The organism is Pantoea sp. SM3640 (assembly GCF_015654165.1).
GTDB classification, from domain to species: domain Bacteria; phylum Pseudomonadota; class Gammaproteobacteria; order Enterobacterales; family Enterobacteriaceae; genus Pantoea; species Pantoea vagans.
Genome location: NZ_CP064872.1, coordinates 3,760,212 through 3,777,390 on the forward strand (window position 1 = coordinate 3,760,212; position 17,179 = coordinate 3,777,390).

The window sequence follows — 17,179 nt, forward strand, 5'->3', positions numbered from 1 at the left end:
TATTATTGTCCTTACTTCCTGCCGGAATCATGGCTCTGCTTTGGGTTCAGACGCCGCCAGGCATGACGCTTCAGCATCACCCAGGCCGCACTGCCCACCAGCGCAGAGAGCAGCATCGCCGCCACCGCCAGCAGCACCGAGTGCTGGTTGGCATACCAAACCACCATCATGTACCAGGGCATCTCGCCGCTGGGGAACTGTGCACCGACGCGGAAACTACGAATGCCGTTTTCATCGGTGATAATCGCGGTGTCGCCACGCACTGCGGCGTTAATCTGCGCCGAACTTAAATCGTTGTGCAGTCGCAGCAGCTGATCGTCGCTGGTTGCCACCGTCATCACCACCAGCCGATCGCGATTCCACGGCGACCGGTAGCTGAGAAAGCCCCGCCACGCTTCGTTGGAAGAGAAGTAACGATCTGCATCCAGCTGCTGACGACTCCAGTCGCCGGTCAGCCAGCCGCGTAATTTTTCCAGCGTGTCCGGCTCTTTCACCCCAAAGGTGCTGCTGGTGGCATCATAAGGTGACGCCGCCAGCATCGCCTGATTGAAAGCGCTGTTGCCGGTGGTGCTGACTGCCAGCAGATCGCTCTGCTGGATGCGCGCCAGATGGGTGCCGCCAGTGGGCAGACCAAACAGCACCTGATTCTGCGTCAGCGCTACGCCGGTCGCGGTTCCGGCCCGCGCCGCCAGATCCAGCAGCGTCGACAGCTCGGCATTACTGGGTGTTTCCGGCAGCAACAGCGTGGTCTGGCCGAAGTCAGCCAGCCGCGAGAACGGGAACGAGGCACCGACAAAGTAAGAGAGGTTCGGCAACATGCTGAAGTGGCGGGTATGGCTCAGATCGATCCACGAGTCCTCTTCAATCCGACTCTTGATGTTGTTATTCAGGAGCACACCGCAGGGCGCATCGGCGCGCGGTTTGATATTGAAGTAGAGCGCCAGCTGGTTATCGCCATAGATCAGATAGGGCTCGAGATTCAGCTGATACTGTTCCTGACGTGCATCACCGCCTAAACGATGCCAGGCGTTCTCCAGCAGGCCAACTTTGTTGACCGTCAGGTTACGCAGGAAAGTGCCGTTGAGCATGACGTTAAGGAACGAGTTGTCCTCATCAATCCAGCTTTCGGACGGGAAACGATAGTGCAGATTAACCGGCACCGTGTCGCCATCCCACAGGAACAGATCAGGCGCGGCGCGGAAGTTCACCCGCAGCGCATCATGCCAGATGCCGCTGCTGGTCAGGCTCTGGTCTTTACGCAGCAGTTCGCTCAGGCGGACCGGGCGGTCAGTGTTAATCCAGCGTGGCGCATCGTAAGGTTTGCGGTTGCCAATGGTCTGTACAGGAACCTGCAGCTGGCTCTCATCGGTGGTAAAGGGCTGGGTTGTCAGACGGTTCGCCGCCTGACGCAGCTGATCGTCATTGTTACCACTGACCAGTAGTAATTTGTAAACCGGGTTACTGGGGTTATCCACCACCTGCAGCATCGGGCCATGACTGGCCGGGAACGTCAGGATGCCGATTCGATCGCCAGGATGACCAAACAGGATGCCGTTGTTTTCCGGCAGTTCGCCGCGCACCACCGGGAACCGGATGCCGCGATAATCACTCTGAATGCCAAGCCAGGAAGCGACCAGTGCCGCCGCGCTGACCGCATCAGGTGAAACGTTACTGGCAAAGCCCATCGTGATGGTGGACGCCGTCATCCGCTGCGGATCCAGGAACGGACGCGGGAAGTTGCGCAGGCGCGTACCGATATTAAGCTTCTGCCCTTCAAGGTGCAGCGCGGTATTCGGCAGAATGGTGACCTGATACTGCTGCGCGCTCTCCTTCTCACACAGCAGCTTGTCCGCATCGTTGATTTTAAAACTGAGGTTGTTGTTCGACACCACCATCGCCGCCGGAATATCCAGCTCATAATCACTGACGTCGCTGTCCGTGGCACCCAGCGGCAGCGTACCGAGCGGCTGACCATTCAGCATCAGCTGCAGCGAAGTATTGCGAGCTGCCAGCGCGGCTGAGACGCGCAGCGTCAGATTCAGTCGCGCATTGGTAATGACCTCATCGCCGGGCAGGGTAAAGGTGATGCCCGACTGTAACTGGCCGCCGGTCAGCGTGATACCGCGCGACTGGCCCATCTGGGCTACGGAGATGACGCTGCTGATCGGCTGATTGATAGCCGCCGTGATCGGCATCTGCGGTTCTGCAACCGGCGCAGTCGTCTGGCCTGGCGCGTAGGGCAGCGCACTGGCGGCCGCTTCCAGCGCGGGATCGGCACTGCTCAGCCCCTGCGGCAGCGGCACCGCGGAGAGCGCGCTGCTGTCCTGCGTCACAGCGCCGCTGCTCGTCACCGGTGCGGTGGCTGGCGCGGCGGGTGAAGCTTCACCGGTTACTGACGCCTGAGGTGCGGCGGCGGCTTCTGCAGCCGGAGCATAAGATGGGGTCGCAGATGTCTGTGAGGCATCCGGTACTGCACTCTGTGACGCAGAGGCCGGTACAGATTCTGCGGGCTGGGCCGCGGATGGCACTGACGGCGTTGCTGACCCGCCAACACTCACCGGGGCCGTCACCTGCGCTGAACCGGCATCTGGTGTGGCAGTGTTATTAACAGGCGTTGCAGGTGGCGTCGCCGGAGCCTGGTTTTCCGCTGGCACACTGACAGTGGCATTGGCTGACTGTGTGGTTGCAGCAGCCTCAGGCGATGCCGGAGCCGCACTGTTTACCGGCGCACTGACGGCGGCATTAGCAGATTGTGAGGTTCCAGCGGCATCAGACGATGCCGGAGCCGCGCTGTTTACCGGCGCACTGACGGCGGCATTAGCAGATTGTGAGGATCCAGCGGCCTCAGACGACGCCGGAGCCGCGCTGTTTACCGGCGCACTGACGGCAGCACCCGCTGGCTGGCGGGTTGCAGCAGCCTCAGGTGGCATCGGTGCCGCGCTGTTTACCGGCGCGGCACTGCTGTTATCAATCGCTGTCGGCGTTTCCGCGCCAGCGGGCGTCAGCCATAACGCGGCGGTCAGTGAACTGGCCAGCAACGTGTGCGTCAGGATCTTCATGCCGCGCCATCCTCTTTCGCCGCCGCGGCAACCGGGTCGACTTTTTTACGTTTATCGTGGCGACCTTTCCAGGTCAGCCAGAACAGCTCAAATACGGTGCGGATAATGGTGCCCAGCGAAATCAGCGGGTTGTCCTGCTTATACTCCGGCTGGATCCAGGCATCCGCACGCGCGAGCACCACACGCACCAGTTCGCGACGGCGCGCCAGCGGCATCGCCTCAAAGCGCAGGCGGATGCTCTCCTCATCGCCGGAAATCTTACTCACCGGGATGGTAATCGCGCCGGATTTCAGCAGCAGGTCGATCTCTTCAATGACATCCGTTTCATGACGCCCATCCGGCGCATCGAGTTGCGCACCGCCCATCGACAGGTTACTGGTCAGCGTGCGTGATGAAATGCCGCTGGCGTAGTGAATAATCGCCGGGATTTGTACGTCAACGCGGATGGTTTTACGCACCTGTTTGGTTTCGCGCGCTACGGCAATCGCCGCCATCAGAATGATCAGGCTGAAAATCGCCCAGCCGACGTTAAGCGCAATAACGTAAGGGTCGACGCCAAAATAGTCATGCATCACCGCACGTACCACGCCCGCGACAATCCCGATGCCCAGCAGCAGCGCCACAATGACGTGCGGACGCACGATGTGGAAATCGAAGAAGCCCTGATCCAGCACGCCGCCTTTATCGGTCACGTTAAACTTGCCATGTTTCGGCGACAGCAGCGTCAGGATGGTCGGGATCACCAGATGGAAGCACATTACCGTCTCATAAATCTCACCCCAGAAGGTGTAACGGAAGCGGCCATTCATGCGCGAGTTAACGTAAAGCGACATCACCAGGTGCGGCAGCACATAGGCAAAAATCAGCGACGCCGACGAGTGAATAATATTCAGATTAAACAGCAGGTAAGCCAGCGGCGCGGTCAGGAAGGCGACGCGTGGCAGGCCGAACTGGAAGTGGAGCATGGCGTTGAGGTAGCAAAGACGCTGCTGCCACTTCAGGCCACGACCAAACAGCGGATTATCGACGCGGAAAATCTGCGTCATGCCGCGCGCCCAGCGGGTTCGCTGGATGATGTGCAGACCCAGACGTTCGGTCGCCAGACCGGCCGCCAGCGGGATCGACAGGAACGCTGAACCCCAGCCCAGGCGCTGCATTTTCAGGGCGGTGTGTGCATCTTCAGTGACCGTTTCAACGGCAAAGCCGCCAATCTCTTCCAGCGCCGAACGACGGATTACCGCACAGGAGCCGCAGAAGAAGGTGGCGTTCCAGTTATCGTTACCCTGCTGCACCGGGCCATAAAACAGCGCGCCTTCGTTGGGAATGCTGCGCGCAGCGCGCAGGTTGCGCTCAAAGGGATCGGGCGAATAGAAGTAGTGCGGCGTCTGCAACAGCGCCAGCTTCGGATCTTTCAGAAACGGTCCCACCGTCGCCTGCAGGAAAGTGCGGGTTGCCACGTGGTCGCAGTCGAAGATGCAAATCAGCTCACCTTTGGTGATTTTCATCGCATGGTTGAGGTTACCCGCTTTGGCATGTTTGTTGTCGTCGCGGGTGATATACCCGACCCCGACATCCGCCGCAAAGCGGGCAAATTCGCTGCGTTTGCCATCATCCAGCAGATAGATTTTGAGTTTGTCACGCGGGTAGTCGATACACTGCGCCGCCAGCACGGTATCGCGCACCACATCCAGGCTTTCATTGTAAGACGGCACATAAATATCGACCGTCGGCCACAGACGAGTATCGTCCGGCAACGGCTCAATGGTGCGCTTTAATGGCCAGGTGGTTTGCAGGAAGCCGAGAATTAAGATCAGCCAGACGTAAAGCTCCGCCAGATATAAGCCAATCCCTAATATCGCCTCGACTTCGGAATTAAAGTGCAGCGTCTCAGTGGTGCGCCACCAGATATACCGGCTGGACATCAGGGCAGAGAGAATCACCATCACCACGGTTATTTTGCGGCTCTTGCTGAAACCCAATAAAAACATCATGCCGATGCTGATCAGACCAAAAATATACTGTTTCTGGCTGTCCATTGGCGTAATGATGATCACCGCGGCAACGGGTGCAAGCACCAGCAGCAGCAGGTAAAACCCGATTTTACTCATGATTCACCCTGAGAAGAGCTGTGTAAGGCAGTCGCCTGCAGTAGCCGACTAAAAATGATTTGTGCGGATGGAAGCCTGAACTTCGCCATTTCCCACGGTGATATTCAGAATGCTGCTGACCCGTTTGGCGATCAGTTCAATATCAAATGCCGCTGCTGAGGCAGGACTGAAATCATATACGGACTGCTGGGAAGCATTGGCTTCACCCACACTTTCATCACGGTGAACCACGCCCAGTAAATTATCGCCCAGACGCTGCTGCATAAATGCAGTGACATCGCGATTAATATTCCGGCGATTATCGCACTGGTTCAGGATAAAATAGTGTCCCTGCTTATTATTGAGCGGTTTCCCGGTCATCCGGTTCTCTTCAATCTGCGGTAATAACGACACAGAAGCGGTATCCGCTAACATCACCACTAAATGCATATCGGCCAGCGCCGTCATTGCTTTAAGGGCCGGGCCCGGACCAGGCGGAAAATCAGCGACAATGACCAGACCGGGATAATTAAGTACCGTATCAAGACCACGCTTAATAAAGTTGGGATCTTTCATCAGGTTCTCTTCGAACCGTTCGCGCTGTGGCTCGGTGACATCGCCATAAGGCAGGACAAAGATATTGCCGCCAGTGGTGAGGATCGACTGGCTCCAGTCCGCCTGCTCTTCTGAGCGCGCCACAAATCCGCGACCATCATGCAGCGGCACGCCAAAGTGAAGACGCAGTGCATTCTGCACATCAAAATCAATAGCCAGAACTTTGCTACCGGAACGCGCCAGACTCCAGGCCAGATTCGCCGCAAGCGTGGTTTTCCCCACGCCTCCCTTCGGCGAGCACACACAAACTAACGGCATAGCGCAATCTTCTCCAGTAACGGTTTGAGTAAAGTTTCTTTCGGCAGATTCGACGGTTCGCTGTCACGCGAGCGGAACAAGGCACTAAACCGTTCCGGTTCAGAATGGGGTGTGACAGGCGTGAGGGCGGGCTTTAAATTTGCCGCCATGGCGGGCCGGACGGGCTCAGGATGTGATACAGCAACAGGCTCAGCCGCAACCCGTTTTTGCGGCGGCGGCGGAAACAGTGATGAAGGGTCACGTTCAGCCGTGCGGGCTGCGGGCAGGCTGCTGCCTGACAGGCTATCGAGAATTGAGCTGCGGGCTGATGTCGTCGGTTGCGCACTGAGTGTGGCGGGCCTTGCCGGTGCCTCAGGCGGTGGCGCGGTGAATTCATCCCCGCGCAGCGGCTGAGGCTGCGGCAGGTCGATTCGCTGACCGCCTCCCAGTGAAGTCTGATGGTCCTCTTTCGCCAGTTGGCGAATCAAAGACCATTTACTGTGTTCCGCCGCTTCCTGCGCCTGGCCAGACATATCTTTAAAGTCGATGTCGAGCGTTTGCGTTTTCTCTTTAAAACGCTGCAAATCATCGTAATTATTCTTCATTGGCCGTGGCCTGCAACAAGGGAGGAATTTTCCTGGAATATAACACATCCCTTTAATGTCAGTCAGAAAAACCTGATTACAAATAAAGCAGATTCAATAAAATAGTTTAATCATAAAGATTCACTTACAGCGGAATAAAGCCAACATAAGATGATTAACCCCTATAATTAATAAGTGATGTTTAAGTTAAATTAATCTGCGATGTTTCAATAATTTTTAAGACTTAGCCGCTCTGACAACCACTGGCACAACCAGGCGGGACACGATAAGCGCAATGTTAAGCCGCAATCGGGCTGCCGCAGGCGCAAAAAAGCCTGATCGCTGTCATAAGGGATGGGGAGTGTTTATCTTTTTTCGCTGCGAATATTGCCAGCAGAAAAACAGGTTAAATCTGATTACGGAAAAAGACGGGAAATAACCAAAACGTGATGGCTGGTCCGCCAGCGGTGCTGGTTTACAGCGGAATTGAGATAAAAAAAAGCGCCAGAAAGGCGCCTTTGGCTGAGAAGAGAAGTGAGAACGCAGGGAGTATGACACTACCCACTCAGAAGCACAGACGGTTAACCCTCTTCAGGAGAGGGGAGCATACACCTGGAGCAAAGCAACGCGGGCTACAGAGGCGTTTTGCGTCTTTGCGAAAGGCGTATGCTCCCTGAGCTATCACTGAATCAACGGCCTGAGCCGCCAATCCTCAGCTGACCTTTTCTGCCACACCCACCGGCTGGTTCTCATCCTGATCGACCGCGAAGCAGGCAATCTCCTGACCACTGTAGTTTTTCAGCTTCGGCTGTAACTGCACGCAGGTGCCAAAACGTCGGTGGCAGCGTGCATTGAAAGCACAGCCTGGCGGCGGATTAAGCGGGCTGGGCAGCTCGCCGGTCAGCTTAATACGCTCACGACGGTCGTCCGGATTCAGACGCGGCGTCGCTGACAGCAAAGCCTGGGTATAAGGATGGCGCGGGTTGGCAAAAATCGCCTCTTTACTGCCCTTCTCGACGCAACGGCCGAGATACATCACCATCACCTCATCGGCAATGTGCTCTACTACCGACAAATCGTGCGAGATAAAGACGTAGGAGAGACCCATATCCTGCTGCAGATCCATCATCAGGTTCAGCACCTGAGCACGCACCGAAACATCGAGCGCCGAAACCGGCTCATCGGCAATCAGCACGTCCGGATCGAGCATCAGCCCACGCGCGATGGCGATACGCTGACGCTGACCGCCTGAGAACATGTGCGGGTAGCGATCGTAATGTTCGGTTTTCAGGCCCACTTTCGCCATCATCTCCAGCGTCTTCTCGCGGCGTTCCGCTTTGGTCAGCTGGGTATTGATGACCAGTGGCTCCTCCAGAATCTGGCTTACTTTTTTACGCGGATTGAGTGAGCCATACGGGTTCTGGAATACGATCTGGATTTTCTGACGACGCAGCTTCTGCGCCTGGGGATCGTGCTTCAGCAGATCCTGACCGTGCCAGTAAAGCTGCCCTTCTGTCGGGGTTTCAATCATCGTCAGCAACCGGCCCAGCGTGGATTTACCACAGCCTGACTCGCCGACGACCGCCAGCGTTTTGCCGCGCTCCAGATTAAAAGAGACGCCATCCAGCGCTTTGACCAGACGCTCCTGACCAAACAGCCCCTTCTTCACCGGGTAGTGTTTTTTCAGATCAATCGCCTGCAGCAGGAACTGATCTTTCGTGGTTTCATGACTCATAAGTGGGTCTCCCGGCATCATCCAGAGGATAGTGACACTTGGACTGACGTCCTGGAATGGTGCGCAGTTCCGGTTCTTCCTGGCGACAAAGGTCAGTCGCATAGGGGCAGCGTGGGTTAAGCAGACAGCCAGCCGGGCGGTCATATTTGCCCGGCACTACGCCAGGCAGTGACGCCAGACGCGCTTTATCAGCCGCAAACTCCGGCAGCGCGCGCAGCAGCGCCTGGGTATAAGGATGGCGCGGCGCTTTGAAGATATCGGTCGCTTTCCCGCTCTCCACAACCTGTCCGGCATACATCACGATAATGTGGTGCGCCGCTTCTGCCACTAACGCCAGATCGTGCGTAATCAGGATCAGCGCCATGTTCTCCTGCCGCTGCAGATCCAGCAGCAGTTCGATGATTTGCGCCTGAATGGTCACGTCGAGCGCCGTCGTCGGCTCATCGGCGATCAGCAGCTTAGGCCGGCAGGCGATCGCCATGGCAATCATCACACGCTGGCTCATCCCGCCCGACAGCTGGTGCGGATAGACATCAAGCCGTGACGCCGGATCGGGAATGCCGACCTGATTCAGCAGGTCGATTGCCCGCTGACGCCGGGTGCGTTTGTTGCCGCCCTGATGCACCTTGATCGCTTCCATAATCTGGAAGCCCACGGTGTAGCAGGGATTCAGGCTGGTCATCGGGTCCTGAAAAATCATCGCCACTTCAGCGCCCACCAGCTGGCGGCGCTCGCGTTCAGAGATGCGTTTCAGATCGCGCTGGTTGAACTCCAGCTTCTCCGCCATCACTTTGCCAGGGAAGTCGATCAGTCCCATGATCGCCAGTGAACTGACCGATTTACCGGAGCCGGACTCGCCCACGATACCGACGACCTGGCCCTGCTCAACCTGATAACTGATGCGGTCAACCGCACGGAACGGTGCTTTATCGTCGCCGAAATGCACCGATAGTTTGTCTACATTTAATAACGCCATCTCGGTGCCTCTTTACTGCTTGAGTTTCGGGTCGAGGGCATCACGCAAACCGTCGCCCATCAGGTTAAATGCCAGCACGGTAAGCAGAATGACCAATCCAGGGAAGGTCACGACCCACCAGGCACTTTGCGCATACTGCAGAACGTCGGAGAGCATGGTGCCCCACTCCGGCGTTGGCGGTTGCGCACCCATACCGAGAAAGCCCAACGCCGCCATATCGAGAATGGCGTTGGAGAAACCTAATGAAGCCTGCACGATCAGCGGTGCAAGGCAGTTAGGCAGAATATTCACAAACATCTGGCGCAGCATACCGGCACCGGCCACGCCGGAGGCGGTCACATAGTCGCGGTTCACTTCCACCAGCACCGCCGCGCGGGTCAGACGGATATAGTGCGGCAGCGCCACAAAGGTCAGCGCGATAGAGGCGTTAACGATCGAGGGGCCAAAGATGGCGACCAGCACCAGCGCCAGCAGCAGGCTTGGCAATGCCAGCATGATATCGACCACGCGCATGATGATGGCATCGACCACGCCGCCGAGATAACCGGCCAGCAGGCCGAAGATCACGCCGAAAATCAGCGACAGCACCACCACCAGACAGCCGACCAGCAGCGACAGGCGCGCACCGTACATCAGACGCGACAGCACATCGCGGCCCACGTCGTCGGTGCCCAGAATGTAGCTCCAGTTACCGCCCTCCTGCCAGACCGGCGGATGCAGCAGCGCATCGCGGAACTGCTCAGCAGGCGCATGCGGGGCCAGCACATCGGCAAAAATGGCACACAGCAATACAATGATGATGTAGACCAGGCCCACGACGGCGCCTTTGTTACGTTTGAAGTAGTGCCAGAATTCCTGGAATGGGGTCATCGGCTTGGGTGCAACGGTAACGCTGCCGGGATCAACAACAGACATGATGCCCCCTTATTTCTTGTGACGTATGCGCGGGTTAACCACGCCATACAGCAGATCAACCAGCAGGTTGACCACAATAATCAGTACCGCGGTCAGCAGCACACCGCCCTGCACCACCGGATAGTCACGGCGCTGCAACGCTTCAATCAGCCAGCGCCCCAGACCCGGCCACGAGAAGATGGTTTCGGTCAGAATCGCCCCGGCCAGCAACGTGCCGACCTGCAGGCCGATGACCGTCACCACCGGCAGCATAGCGTTACGCAGTGCATGCACGACGATCACGCGCATCCGCGTCAGGCCTTTGGCGCGCGCCGTACGGATGTAATCTTCACCCAGTACTTCGAGCATTGCCGAACGCGTCATTCGTACAATTACCGCCAGCGGAATGGTGCCGAGCACGATGGCGGGCAGGATCATGTGCATCACCGCATCGTGGAAGTCGCCCGGCTCACCCCAGAAGAAGGTGTCAATCAGCATAAAGCCGGTCAGCGGCATGCTGTCATCCAGGAAGACGGTATCACCGACCCGCCCGGAAACCGGTGTCAGGTTGAGCTGCACCGAGACCAGCATGATCAGCATGATGCCCCACCAGAAGATTGGCATGGAGTAGCCGGTCAGTGAGATGCCCACAGCGGTGTGATCGAAAATTGAACCGCGTTTTACCGCCGCCAGCACCCCAACCGGGATACCAATGGCCACGGCAAATATCATGGCGCAGATGCCAAGTTCCAGCGTCGCTTTGAAGCGCGGAACAAACTCATCCCAGACAGGGATGCGGCTCTTGAGTGAAATGCCCAGGTCGCCATGTAATACGCCGTTAATGTAGTTCAGGTACTGTTTCCACAGCGGCTGATCCAGACCTAACAGCGCCATTAACTGTGCATGACGTTCAGGAGAAATACCGCGCTCGCCGGCCATGATCAGCACCGGATCGCCGGGGATCATGTGAACAAACGCGAAGGTGAGTAATGTAATACCGATAAACGTTGGGATGACAAGGCCCAGACGTCGGAGTATGAACTGCAGCATAATCCGGGTTCTCTCTTGTCCGCGCGACCGTCGCCGCGAGGGTTGTTATTGCTTACATCTGACGATCGGGTAGGCCCGACCGCGACGCAGACAGGCTGCGCCTCTACCGTTTCCAGTAAAACAGGGAGATAAAGCCGGGGCGACGCGCAGCCGCCCCGGAAAAGGCGACAATTATTCTTTAATGTCTACCTGAGCAAAGTAGTGTCCGCCCAGCGGATCGACTTTGTAACCGGAGACTTTTTTGCTGACCGGTTCGTATACCGTTGAGTGCGCGATCATCAGCGCCGGTGCCTGGTCATGCATCACAACCTGAGCCTGCTTGTAGTACTCGATACGCTTCGCCTGATCGGCGGTGGCGCGAGCGGGCTGAATCTGATCCTCGAAGGATTTATCACACCAGCGCGAGTAGTTAGAGCCATCTTTCGCCGCTGAGCAGCTGAACAGGGTGGCCAGGAAGTTATCCGGATCCCCATTGTCGCCAGTCCAGCCCATCATGACGGTCTGGTGCTCACCCGCTTTGGCGCGCTTCAGATATTCGCCCCACTCGTAGGTGACGATTTTGGCTTTGACGCCAATTTTCGCCCAGTCGCTCTGAATCATCTCAGCCATGCGGCGAGCGTTCGGGTTGTACGGACGCTGAACCGGCATTGCCCACAGGTCGATGGAGAAACCGTCTGCCATGCCCGCTTCTTTCAGCAGCGCTTTGGCTTTCTCAGGATCGTAGGCGTAGTCTTTTACGTCGTCGTTATAGCCCCACATCGTTGGTGGGATCAGGTTTTTAGCAGGCTGGCCTGCACCCTGATAAACGGCGTCGATAATCGCTTTTTTGTTGACCGCCATGGTCAGTGCCTGACGCACTTTCAGGTTATCCAGCGGTTTTTTCTCAACGTTGTACGACAGATAGCCAACGTTAAGGCCAGCCTGCTCATACAGGTTGATGTTTTTGTCCTGCTTCATACGCGCAATGTCAGCCGGGTTCGGATATGGCATGACCTGACATTCGCCCTTCTGCAGCTTGGCGTAGCGCACCGACGCATCCGGGGTAATGGAGAAGACTAAGCGATCGATTTTTGGCTTGGTGCCCCAGTAATCCGGGTTAGCTTTGTAAAGAATGCGCGAATCTTTCTGGTACTGCAGCAGCTGGAACGGACCGGTACCGACCGGGTTCAGGTCGACGTTTTGCGGGGTGCCCGCTTTCAGCATGTTGTCTGCGTACTCTTTCGACAGAATCGAGGCGAAGTCCATGCCGAGGTCAGCAAGGAACGGTGACTCAGGGCGGGTCAGCACGAAGCGAACGGTATTCTCGTCCACTTTTTCGATTTTGCTGATCAGCTTCGGCATGTCCATGCCTTCGAAATATTCGTAGCTGCCGCCGGAGACGCCGTGGTAGGCGTTGTTTTTATCCAGCTGGCGCTCAAAGGTGAACACCACATCATCCGCATTGAAGTCGCGCGTCGGTTTGAAATCTTTGGTGGTCTGCCACTTCACACCTTTACGCAGGTGGAAGGTGTAGGTTTTACCGTCTTCACTGACATCCCACTTCTCTGCCAGCGCAGCGTGCAGTTCGGTGGTGCCGATAGTGAACTCAACCAGTCGATTGTAGATCTGACGTGAGCTGGCATCGTAGGTGGTGCCCGAGGTGAACAACTGCGGGTTAAAGCCTTCCGGAGAACCTTCAGAACAGTAAACGAGGGTTTTTGCCTGAACACCGGCGGCGACAGTCATAGCAATCAGGCTCAGACCGACCTTCAGCATCCCGGATTTAGCCAGGGAGTTGATCATGCTTTTGCTCCATTGTGATGTGATGTTGTGTGTATTGCCCGACCTCTGATTTTTTTATGCGGTTCAGGCGTACCACCGAACAGGTGGTTAACGCGCGCTGCGTTTTTTATGTTTTTTCTGACGCAGATTGTGCATTCAGAAAATTCCGTAACTGCGCGTTTATTGACGCATCAATTTGTCAACAGTTGCAAAGAACGTCAATACAACGGTTACTTATTTACACAGAGTGTGAGGAATAGCATGCAACGGTAATAAAAACCGTTTCTGTCTGAAAGCCATACAATGCACAGCGTAGCTGGCCTGAATTCCGTGCATTGTGCTGGATAGCGGCTCTATCGCTAGTGATTCTCACCGCTAAAAAACTTAAAACTTTTACCGGCAAATGTTGAATAACTGAACGATTCACCGTGCGTTATGACGTTCAACCAGCGGAATATGCTGGGAAAGAAGCATAAGAAATCAGCATGTTGCCGCTTTCGGTCATAAGAAGAATGTGTCGCGAATTATGATCGTAACTCTTACAGGGCAAGGCCTGACAGCGGGAAAGGGGTAACAATAACGGCGGGTAAGCGAAATGCGCGGCGGATGGAGTTTACTGGAACTTTCTGGAAGGCAGCGAGGCGGGCAACAAAACAAAATGTGGTAAGCGGGAGTGGCGTTAAGATCGAGATCTGCTTCGGGAACACGGGCAGATCGGAAAGGCGCTTAAACCATCCCTGGACGCTCGGCCCACGCCGTCCCTGGCGTGGGACGCTTTCCTCCTCTGCCCGCGTCCCCTTCGCCTTGAATTTATGCACTGCGGTCAGATTCCTAGGGTTTAGATCTGCCAGCCGTTTGTAGTGCTTCTGTAAGTACCTGATGCGTCTGCCAGACGTAAAGCGAAGGGAGCATACGCCTGTAGCAAAGCATCGCGCCGCCCGGATAAAAACGACGGGAGCGTTTTTGAACAACGCAACGCGTTGGCCCGGCAACGTGCGCACCTCAGGGATGAGGTGCGTAATCGCCCGCGCAGAGCTCGCCAGGGATAGCGGTTTTGCGTCTTTGCGGAAGGCGTATGCTCCCTGAAGCCCGCACACCACTAATTTTTTTGCCTGCCCATGACTTTTCTACAGACGAAAAAAAACCTGTCTTTTCAGACAGGTTTTCTTAAATATGGTCGGCGAGAGAGGATTACTCTGCTCTTCGAGCAGCGCCCTCCGGGCCGTTGCTGAAGCAACGTTGTCTCGCTACGCTCGGCTCAAACCTCCTTCGGAGGTCCTCATCCTCATTTTCTACAGACGAAAAAAAACCTGTCTTTTCAGACAGGTTTCTTAAATATGGTCGGCGAGAGAGGATTACTCTGCTCTTCGAGCAGCGCCCTCCGGGCCGTTGCTGAAGCAACGTTGTCTCGCTACGCTCGGCTCAAACCTCCTTCGGAGGTCCTCATCCTCATTTTCTACAGACGAAAAAAACCTGTCTTTTCAGACAGGTTTCTTAAATATGGTCGGCGAGAGAGGATTCGAACCTCCGACCCACTGGTCCCAAACCAGTTGCGCTACCAAGCTGCGCTACTCGCCGATGGGGGCGCATGTTACTGCTACCCCCGATCAGCGTCAACCGCTTTTTATGCTTTTGCCGCCAATCGCCTGGAAAGCACGCGGTTACCGGAAATTAACCACCTGCCCTGCCCTTTTCGCTCACTATTACAGCGCTTTAGCCTGACTTTTAGCCGGTGCCTGACACCAGTTGTTAGCCGGGTTAATGCCGCCATCTGGCGAGGTGTAGCCCAGACAACCCAGGATGGTATCGAACAACTCAACGTGACGATGCGTGCGGCCCACACGTTGTTGCGCCTGCAGGCGCTCGAAGTTGCTGCGGTTCTGACTATCTTCCAGATACTTATCTGACGCCCAGACCATCATCGGCACACGGAACTGCTCCGGCGGTGCCATCTCACGCGGCGTACCGTGCAGGTGCATATTTTCGCTGATCGACTCACCGTGATCAGCAGCATAGAAGACGATCGCCTTCTTATCACGCAGCTGATCCAGCACGCTATCCAGCATGCTATCGACATACAGCACCGAGTTGTCATAAGCGTTAATCAACTGCGCTTTGCTGCAGGTCTCATCGACGCCCATACACTCCGGCTGATACTTCGCGAAGCTACGCGGATAACGCTGTGAATAAAGATAGTGCGAACCTTTGGTGTGCAGCACCACCAGATGCTTACCTTTCGGAAAACGATCCAGTGACGCTTTCATCTCCGGCACCAGCAGCATGTCATCGACCGCTTTGCCCTGATTGCGCTTCTCTGAACCAATCTGCTCACGGAAAGCAAAGTTGTTGGCATTGACGTTGTCGTAGAACCAGACTTCACTCTGCATCGCAAACAGCTCAGAGGTGAAGCCCAGCTCTTTCATCACCGCAAACACATTCTGCTCTTTCAGCGTGCGGCCAGGGTTATCCATGGTACCGCCTTCGCGTACGAACATGCAGCGCAGCGACAGCTTCGTCGCGGTATCACAGGACTCGCCGCGGAACGCGACCAGGTTCTTCTCTTTCGACAGCTTAGGCGTCGTGTCGCGCTCATAACCCAGCATTCCCATGTGATCCCAGCGGGTGGTTTCGCCAATCACAAACACCACATAGGTATCGTCCAGACCGGCAGGCGCAACGTAGGTAAACTTCTTCGCCGGATCCAGCAGCTCCTCGCTATTTAGCGACTCATCCACGCGGGTCCAGGCAAACAGTCCTACAGCCGCCAGCCAGTTGGAAGGAAGATACGAGTGGGCGACCACACCGCCGTAGCTCGGCAGATCGATGTTAGTGATCTCTTCATTATGCTTCTGCAGCTTGTCGAAATAACGGATCGGCAGCCAGACCAGGGCTACGCAGAGCAGCATAATCAGGGTCGGTTTCAGGCGCTGCCCTGGCGTACGCAGCTGTTCATTCAGTGTCATGCTCAGCCTGTTGCGCCAGATCATCAGCAGCGGCAGCGCGCTGACCAGAACCATCCACAGGATGAAATGGTAGCCAACCACTTCTTTAGAAAGATCGGTATCGGTCGTCATCACCGACGCCACAATGCCGTAGCCAATTACAACGTTAAAAAACGCCATGTAATAGGCGGCGGCAACAGAGATCAGAACAATCATCGTGGCCAGCACGCGATAAAACCACTTTCCGCCCAGCGACAGCAGACGCATCAGAAAGAACGTCAGCAGCACAATGGCCACGACCTCGGTGACGGCAGTGAGCCAGTTCGTTACCGTGGATTGCCTGAGAAAACCGTCAAAACGACGATAGAAAATCGGTAAGTTCAGTAAGATACCGAGGTAGAGCGCCAGCAGTAGCGATAACTTCTGCTGAGTCAGGGTTTTAATATAATTCATGAAAAAAGGAGTTTCTCCGGTGTGAAGCGCTTGACCAAATCTTTTATGTGACTGCCGAAACGCGGCAGAGTTCGCTGAATAAGCGGACCGGACAAGATGAAGGAAAATTCTGAACGGATTTACTGGCTATAACGCGAGGTGGCTCAGTAAAACATGGCCGCGGTTGATAGACCAGAAAATAATCGTTGTCGACCGGATTAGCACATTTTTTGTACATGGCGGAGAGTGACTGTTGGCTGGCTGACGCAGAAAACAGCAGGAGAGAGGATGTGATGAATGAAAAATGCGGGCCTGATGGTTCAGGCCCGCGGCACGCTTAGCGAATGATGTTCAGCGTAACGTCGATGTTGTTGCGGGTAGCGTTTGAGTAAGGACAAACGATATGCGCCGCATCAACCAGCTTCTGCGCTTCTGCTTCATCCATCTCTGGCAGATGAATATTCAGGGTCGCTTCGATACCAAAGCCATCAGGGATAGGACCGATACCGACTTCACCTTCAATCCACGCATCTTTTGGCATCGCGATTTTGTCGCGGCCAGCAACAAACTTCATCGCACCCAGGAAGCAGGCAGAGTAGCCTGCAGCAAACAGCTGCTCAGGGTTAGTCACTTCGCCGCCTGCACCGCCCATCTCTTTTGGCACGCCCAGTTTAACGTCCAGTACACCGTCAGAAGAGGTTGCACGACCATCGCGACCACCGGTTGCTTTGGCTTTGGCGCGGTAAACCACTTGTTCTAAAGACATGACATTTCTCCGTTACGCTATTTAATCGCCTGCTACTTATT

At 55.9% G+C, this 17,179-nt stretch carries 11 protein-coding genes, 1 tRNA gene and 2 other RNA genes; all 14 read right to left on the minus strand.

Features of this window, described 5'->3' with window-relative positions:
* Nucleotides 1-11: 11 nt before the first annotated feature.
* The gene (bcsB, locus tag IV493_RS17395; RefSeq protein ID WP_195857508.1) at nt 12-3,059 is read right to left on the minus strand and encodes a cellulose biosynthesis cyclic di-GMP-binding regulatory protein BcsB; all 3,048 of its coding nucleotides are present in this window, start codon (nt 3,057-3,059) and stop codon (nt 12-14) included.
* A complete protein-coding gene (gene bcsA, locus IV493_RS17400; RefSeq protein WP_195857509.1) occupies nt 3,056-5,167 on the minus strand; it encodes a UDP-forming cellulose synthase catalytic subunit in 2,112 nt (703 codons plus the stop codon). The genes bcsB and bcsA overlap by 4 nt, the downstream gene beginning before the upstream one ends.
* Nucleotides 5,168-5,215: 48 nt before the next feature.
* The gene (gene bcsQ, locus IV493_RS17405; RefSeq protein ID WP_195857510.1) at nt 5,216-6,019 is read right to left on the minus strand and encodes a cellulose biosynthesis protein BcsQ; all 804 of its coding nucleotides are present in this window, start codon (nt 6,017-6,019) and stop codon (nt 5,216-5,218) included.
* Nucleotides 6,010-6,603: a cellulose biosynthesis protein BcsO gene (bcsO, locus tag IV493_RS17410; RefSeq protein WP_195857511.1), complete on the minus strand. Its 594-nt coding sequence runs from the start codon at nt 6,601-6,603 to the stop codon at nt 6,010-6,012. The genes bcsQ and bcsO overlap by 10 nt, the downstream gene beginning before the upstream one ends.
* Nucleotides 6,604-7,294: 691 nt before the next feature.
* Nucleotides 7,295-8,317, minus strand: a complete 1,023-nt coding sequence (dppF, locus tag IV493_RS17415; protein WP_095706420.1) for a dipeptide ABC transporter ATP-binding subunit DppF — start codon at nt 8,315-8,317, stop codon at nt 7,295-7,297.
* Nucleotides 8,307-9,293, minus strand: coding sequence for a dipeptide ABC transporter ATP-binding protein (dppD, locus tag IV493_RS17420; RefSeq protein WP_033784396.1), 987 nt, complete (start codon nt 9,291-9,293; stop codon nt 8,307-8,309). The genes dppF and dppD overlap by 11 nt, the downstream gene beginning before the upstream one ends.
* Before the next feature lie 12 nt (nt 9,294-9,305).
* Nucleotides 9,306-10,208, minus strand: coding sequence for a dipeptide ABC transporter permease DppC (gene dppC, locus IV493_RS17425; protein ID WP_013359639.1), 903 nt, complete (start codon nt 10,206-10,208; stop codon nt 9,306-9,308).
* Between the two features lie 9 nt (nt 10,209-10,217).
* On the minus strand, nt 10,218-11,237 hold the full coding sequence (gene dppB / locus IV493_RS17430; RefSeq protein WP_013359638.1) for a dipeptide ABC transporter permease DppB: 1,020 nt from the start codon (nt 11,235-11,237) through the stop codon (nt 10,218-10,220).
* Between the two features lie 171 nt (nt 11,238-11,408).
* Nucleotides 11,409-13,019: a dipeptide ABC transporter periplasmic-binding protein DppA gene (gene dppA, locus IV493_RS17435; RefSeq protein ID WP_013359637.1), complete on the minus strand. Its 1,611-nt coding sequence runs from the start codon at nt 13,017-13,019 to the stop codon at nt 11,409-11,411.
* Between the two features lie 1,153 nt (nt 13,020-14,172).
* Nucleotides 14,173-14,301: non-coding RNA, RtT sRNA (locus tag IV493_RS17440), on the minus strand.
* A gap of 35 nt (nt 14,302-14,336) precedes the next feature.
* Nucleotides 14,337-14,465, minus strand: a non-coding RNA gene (locus IV493_RS17445) — RtT sRNA.
* 34 nt (nt 14,466-14,499) lie between these two features.
* A tRNA-Pro gene (locus IV493_RS17450) sits at nt 14,500-14,576 on the minus strand.
* A 125-nt stretch (nt 14,577-14,701) separates the two neighbouring features.
* Nucleotides 14,702-16,393, minus strand: coding sequence for a kdo(2)-lipid A phosphoethanolamine 7''-transferase (gene eptB, locus IV493_RS17455; RefSeq protein WP_147789670.1), 1,692 nt, complete (start codon nt 16,391-16,393; stop codon nt 14,702-14,704).
* Between the two features lie 316 nt (nt 16,394-16,709).
* Nucleotides 16,710-17,138 (minus strand): organic hydroperoxide resistance protein, encoded by a 429-nt coding sequence (locus tag IV493_RS17460; protein WP_013359635.1) that lies wholly within the window; start codon nt 17,136-17,138, stop codon nt 16,710-16,712.
* Between the last annotated feature and the right edge of the window lie 41 nt (nt 17,139-17,179).

What these genes read in the sequence shown, in the direction of transcription:
- bcsB (WP_195857508.1), bottom strand. Translation starts at nt 3,059, where the DNA reads ATGAAGATCCTGACGCACACGTTGCTGGCCAGTTCACTGACCGCCGCG.
- bcsA (WP_195857509.1), bottom strand. Translation starts at nt 5,167, where the DNA reads ATGAGTAAAATCGGGTTTTACCTGCTGCTGCTGGTGCTTGCACCCGTT.
- bcsQ (WP_195857510.1), bottom strand. Translation starts at nt 6,019, where the DNA reads ATGCCGTTAGTTTGTGTGTGCTCGCCGAAGGGAGGCGTGGGGAAAACC.
- bcsO (WP_195857511.1), bottom strand. Translation starts at nt 6,603, where the DNA reads ATGAAGAATAATTACGATGATTTGCAGCGTTTTAAAGAGAAAACGCAA.
- dppF (WP_095706420.1), bottom strand. Translation starts at nt 8,317, where the DNA reads ATGAGTCATGAAACCACGAAAGATCAGTTCCTGCTGCAGGCGATTGAT.
- dppD (WP_033784396.1), bottom strand. Translation starts at nt 9,293, where the DNA reads ATGGCGTTATTAAATGTAGACAAACTATCGGTGCATTTCGGCGACGAT.
- dppC (WP_013359639.1), bottom strand. Translation starts at nt 10,208, where the DNA reads ATGTCTGTTGTTGATCCCGGCAGCGTTACCGTTGCACCCAAGCCGATG.
- dppB (WP_013359638.1), bottom strand. Translation starts at nt 11,237, where the DNA reads ATGCTGCAGTTCATACTCCGACGTCTGGGCCTTGTCATCCCAACGTTT.
- dppA (WP_013359637.1), bottom strand. Translation starts at nt 13,019, where the DNA reads ATGATCAACTCCCTGGCTAAATCCGGGATGCTGAAGGTCGGTCTGAGC.
- eptB (WP_147789670.1), bottom strand. Translation starts at nt 16,393, where the DNA reads ATGAATTATATTAAAACCCTGACTCAGCAGAAGTTATCGCTACTGCTG.
- IV493_RS17460 (WP_013359635.1), bottom strand. Translation starts at nt 17,138, where the DNA reads ATGTCTTTAGAACAAGTGGTTTACCGCGCCAAAGCCAAAGCAACCGGT.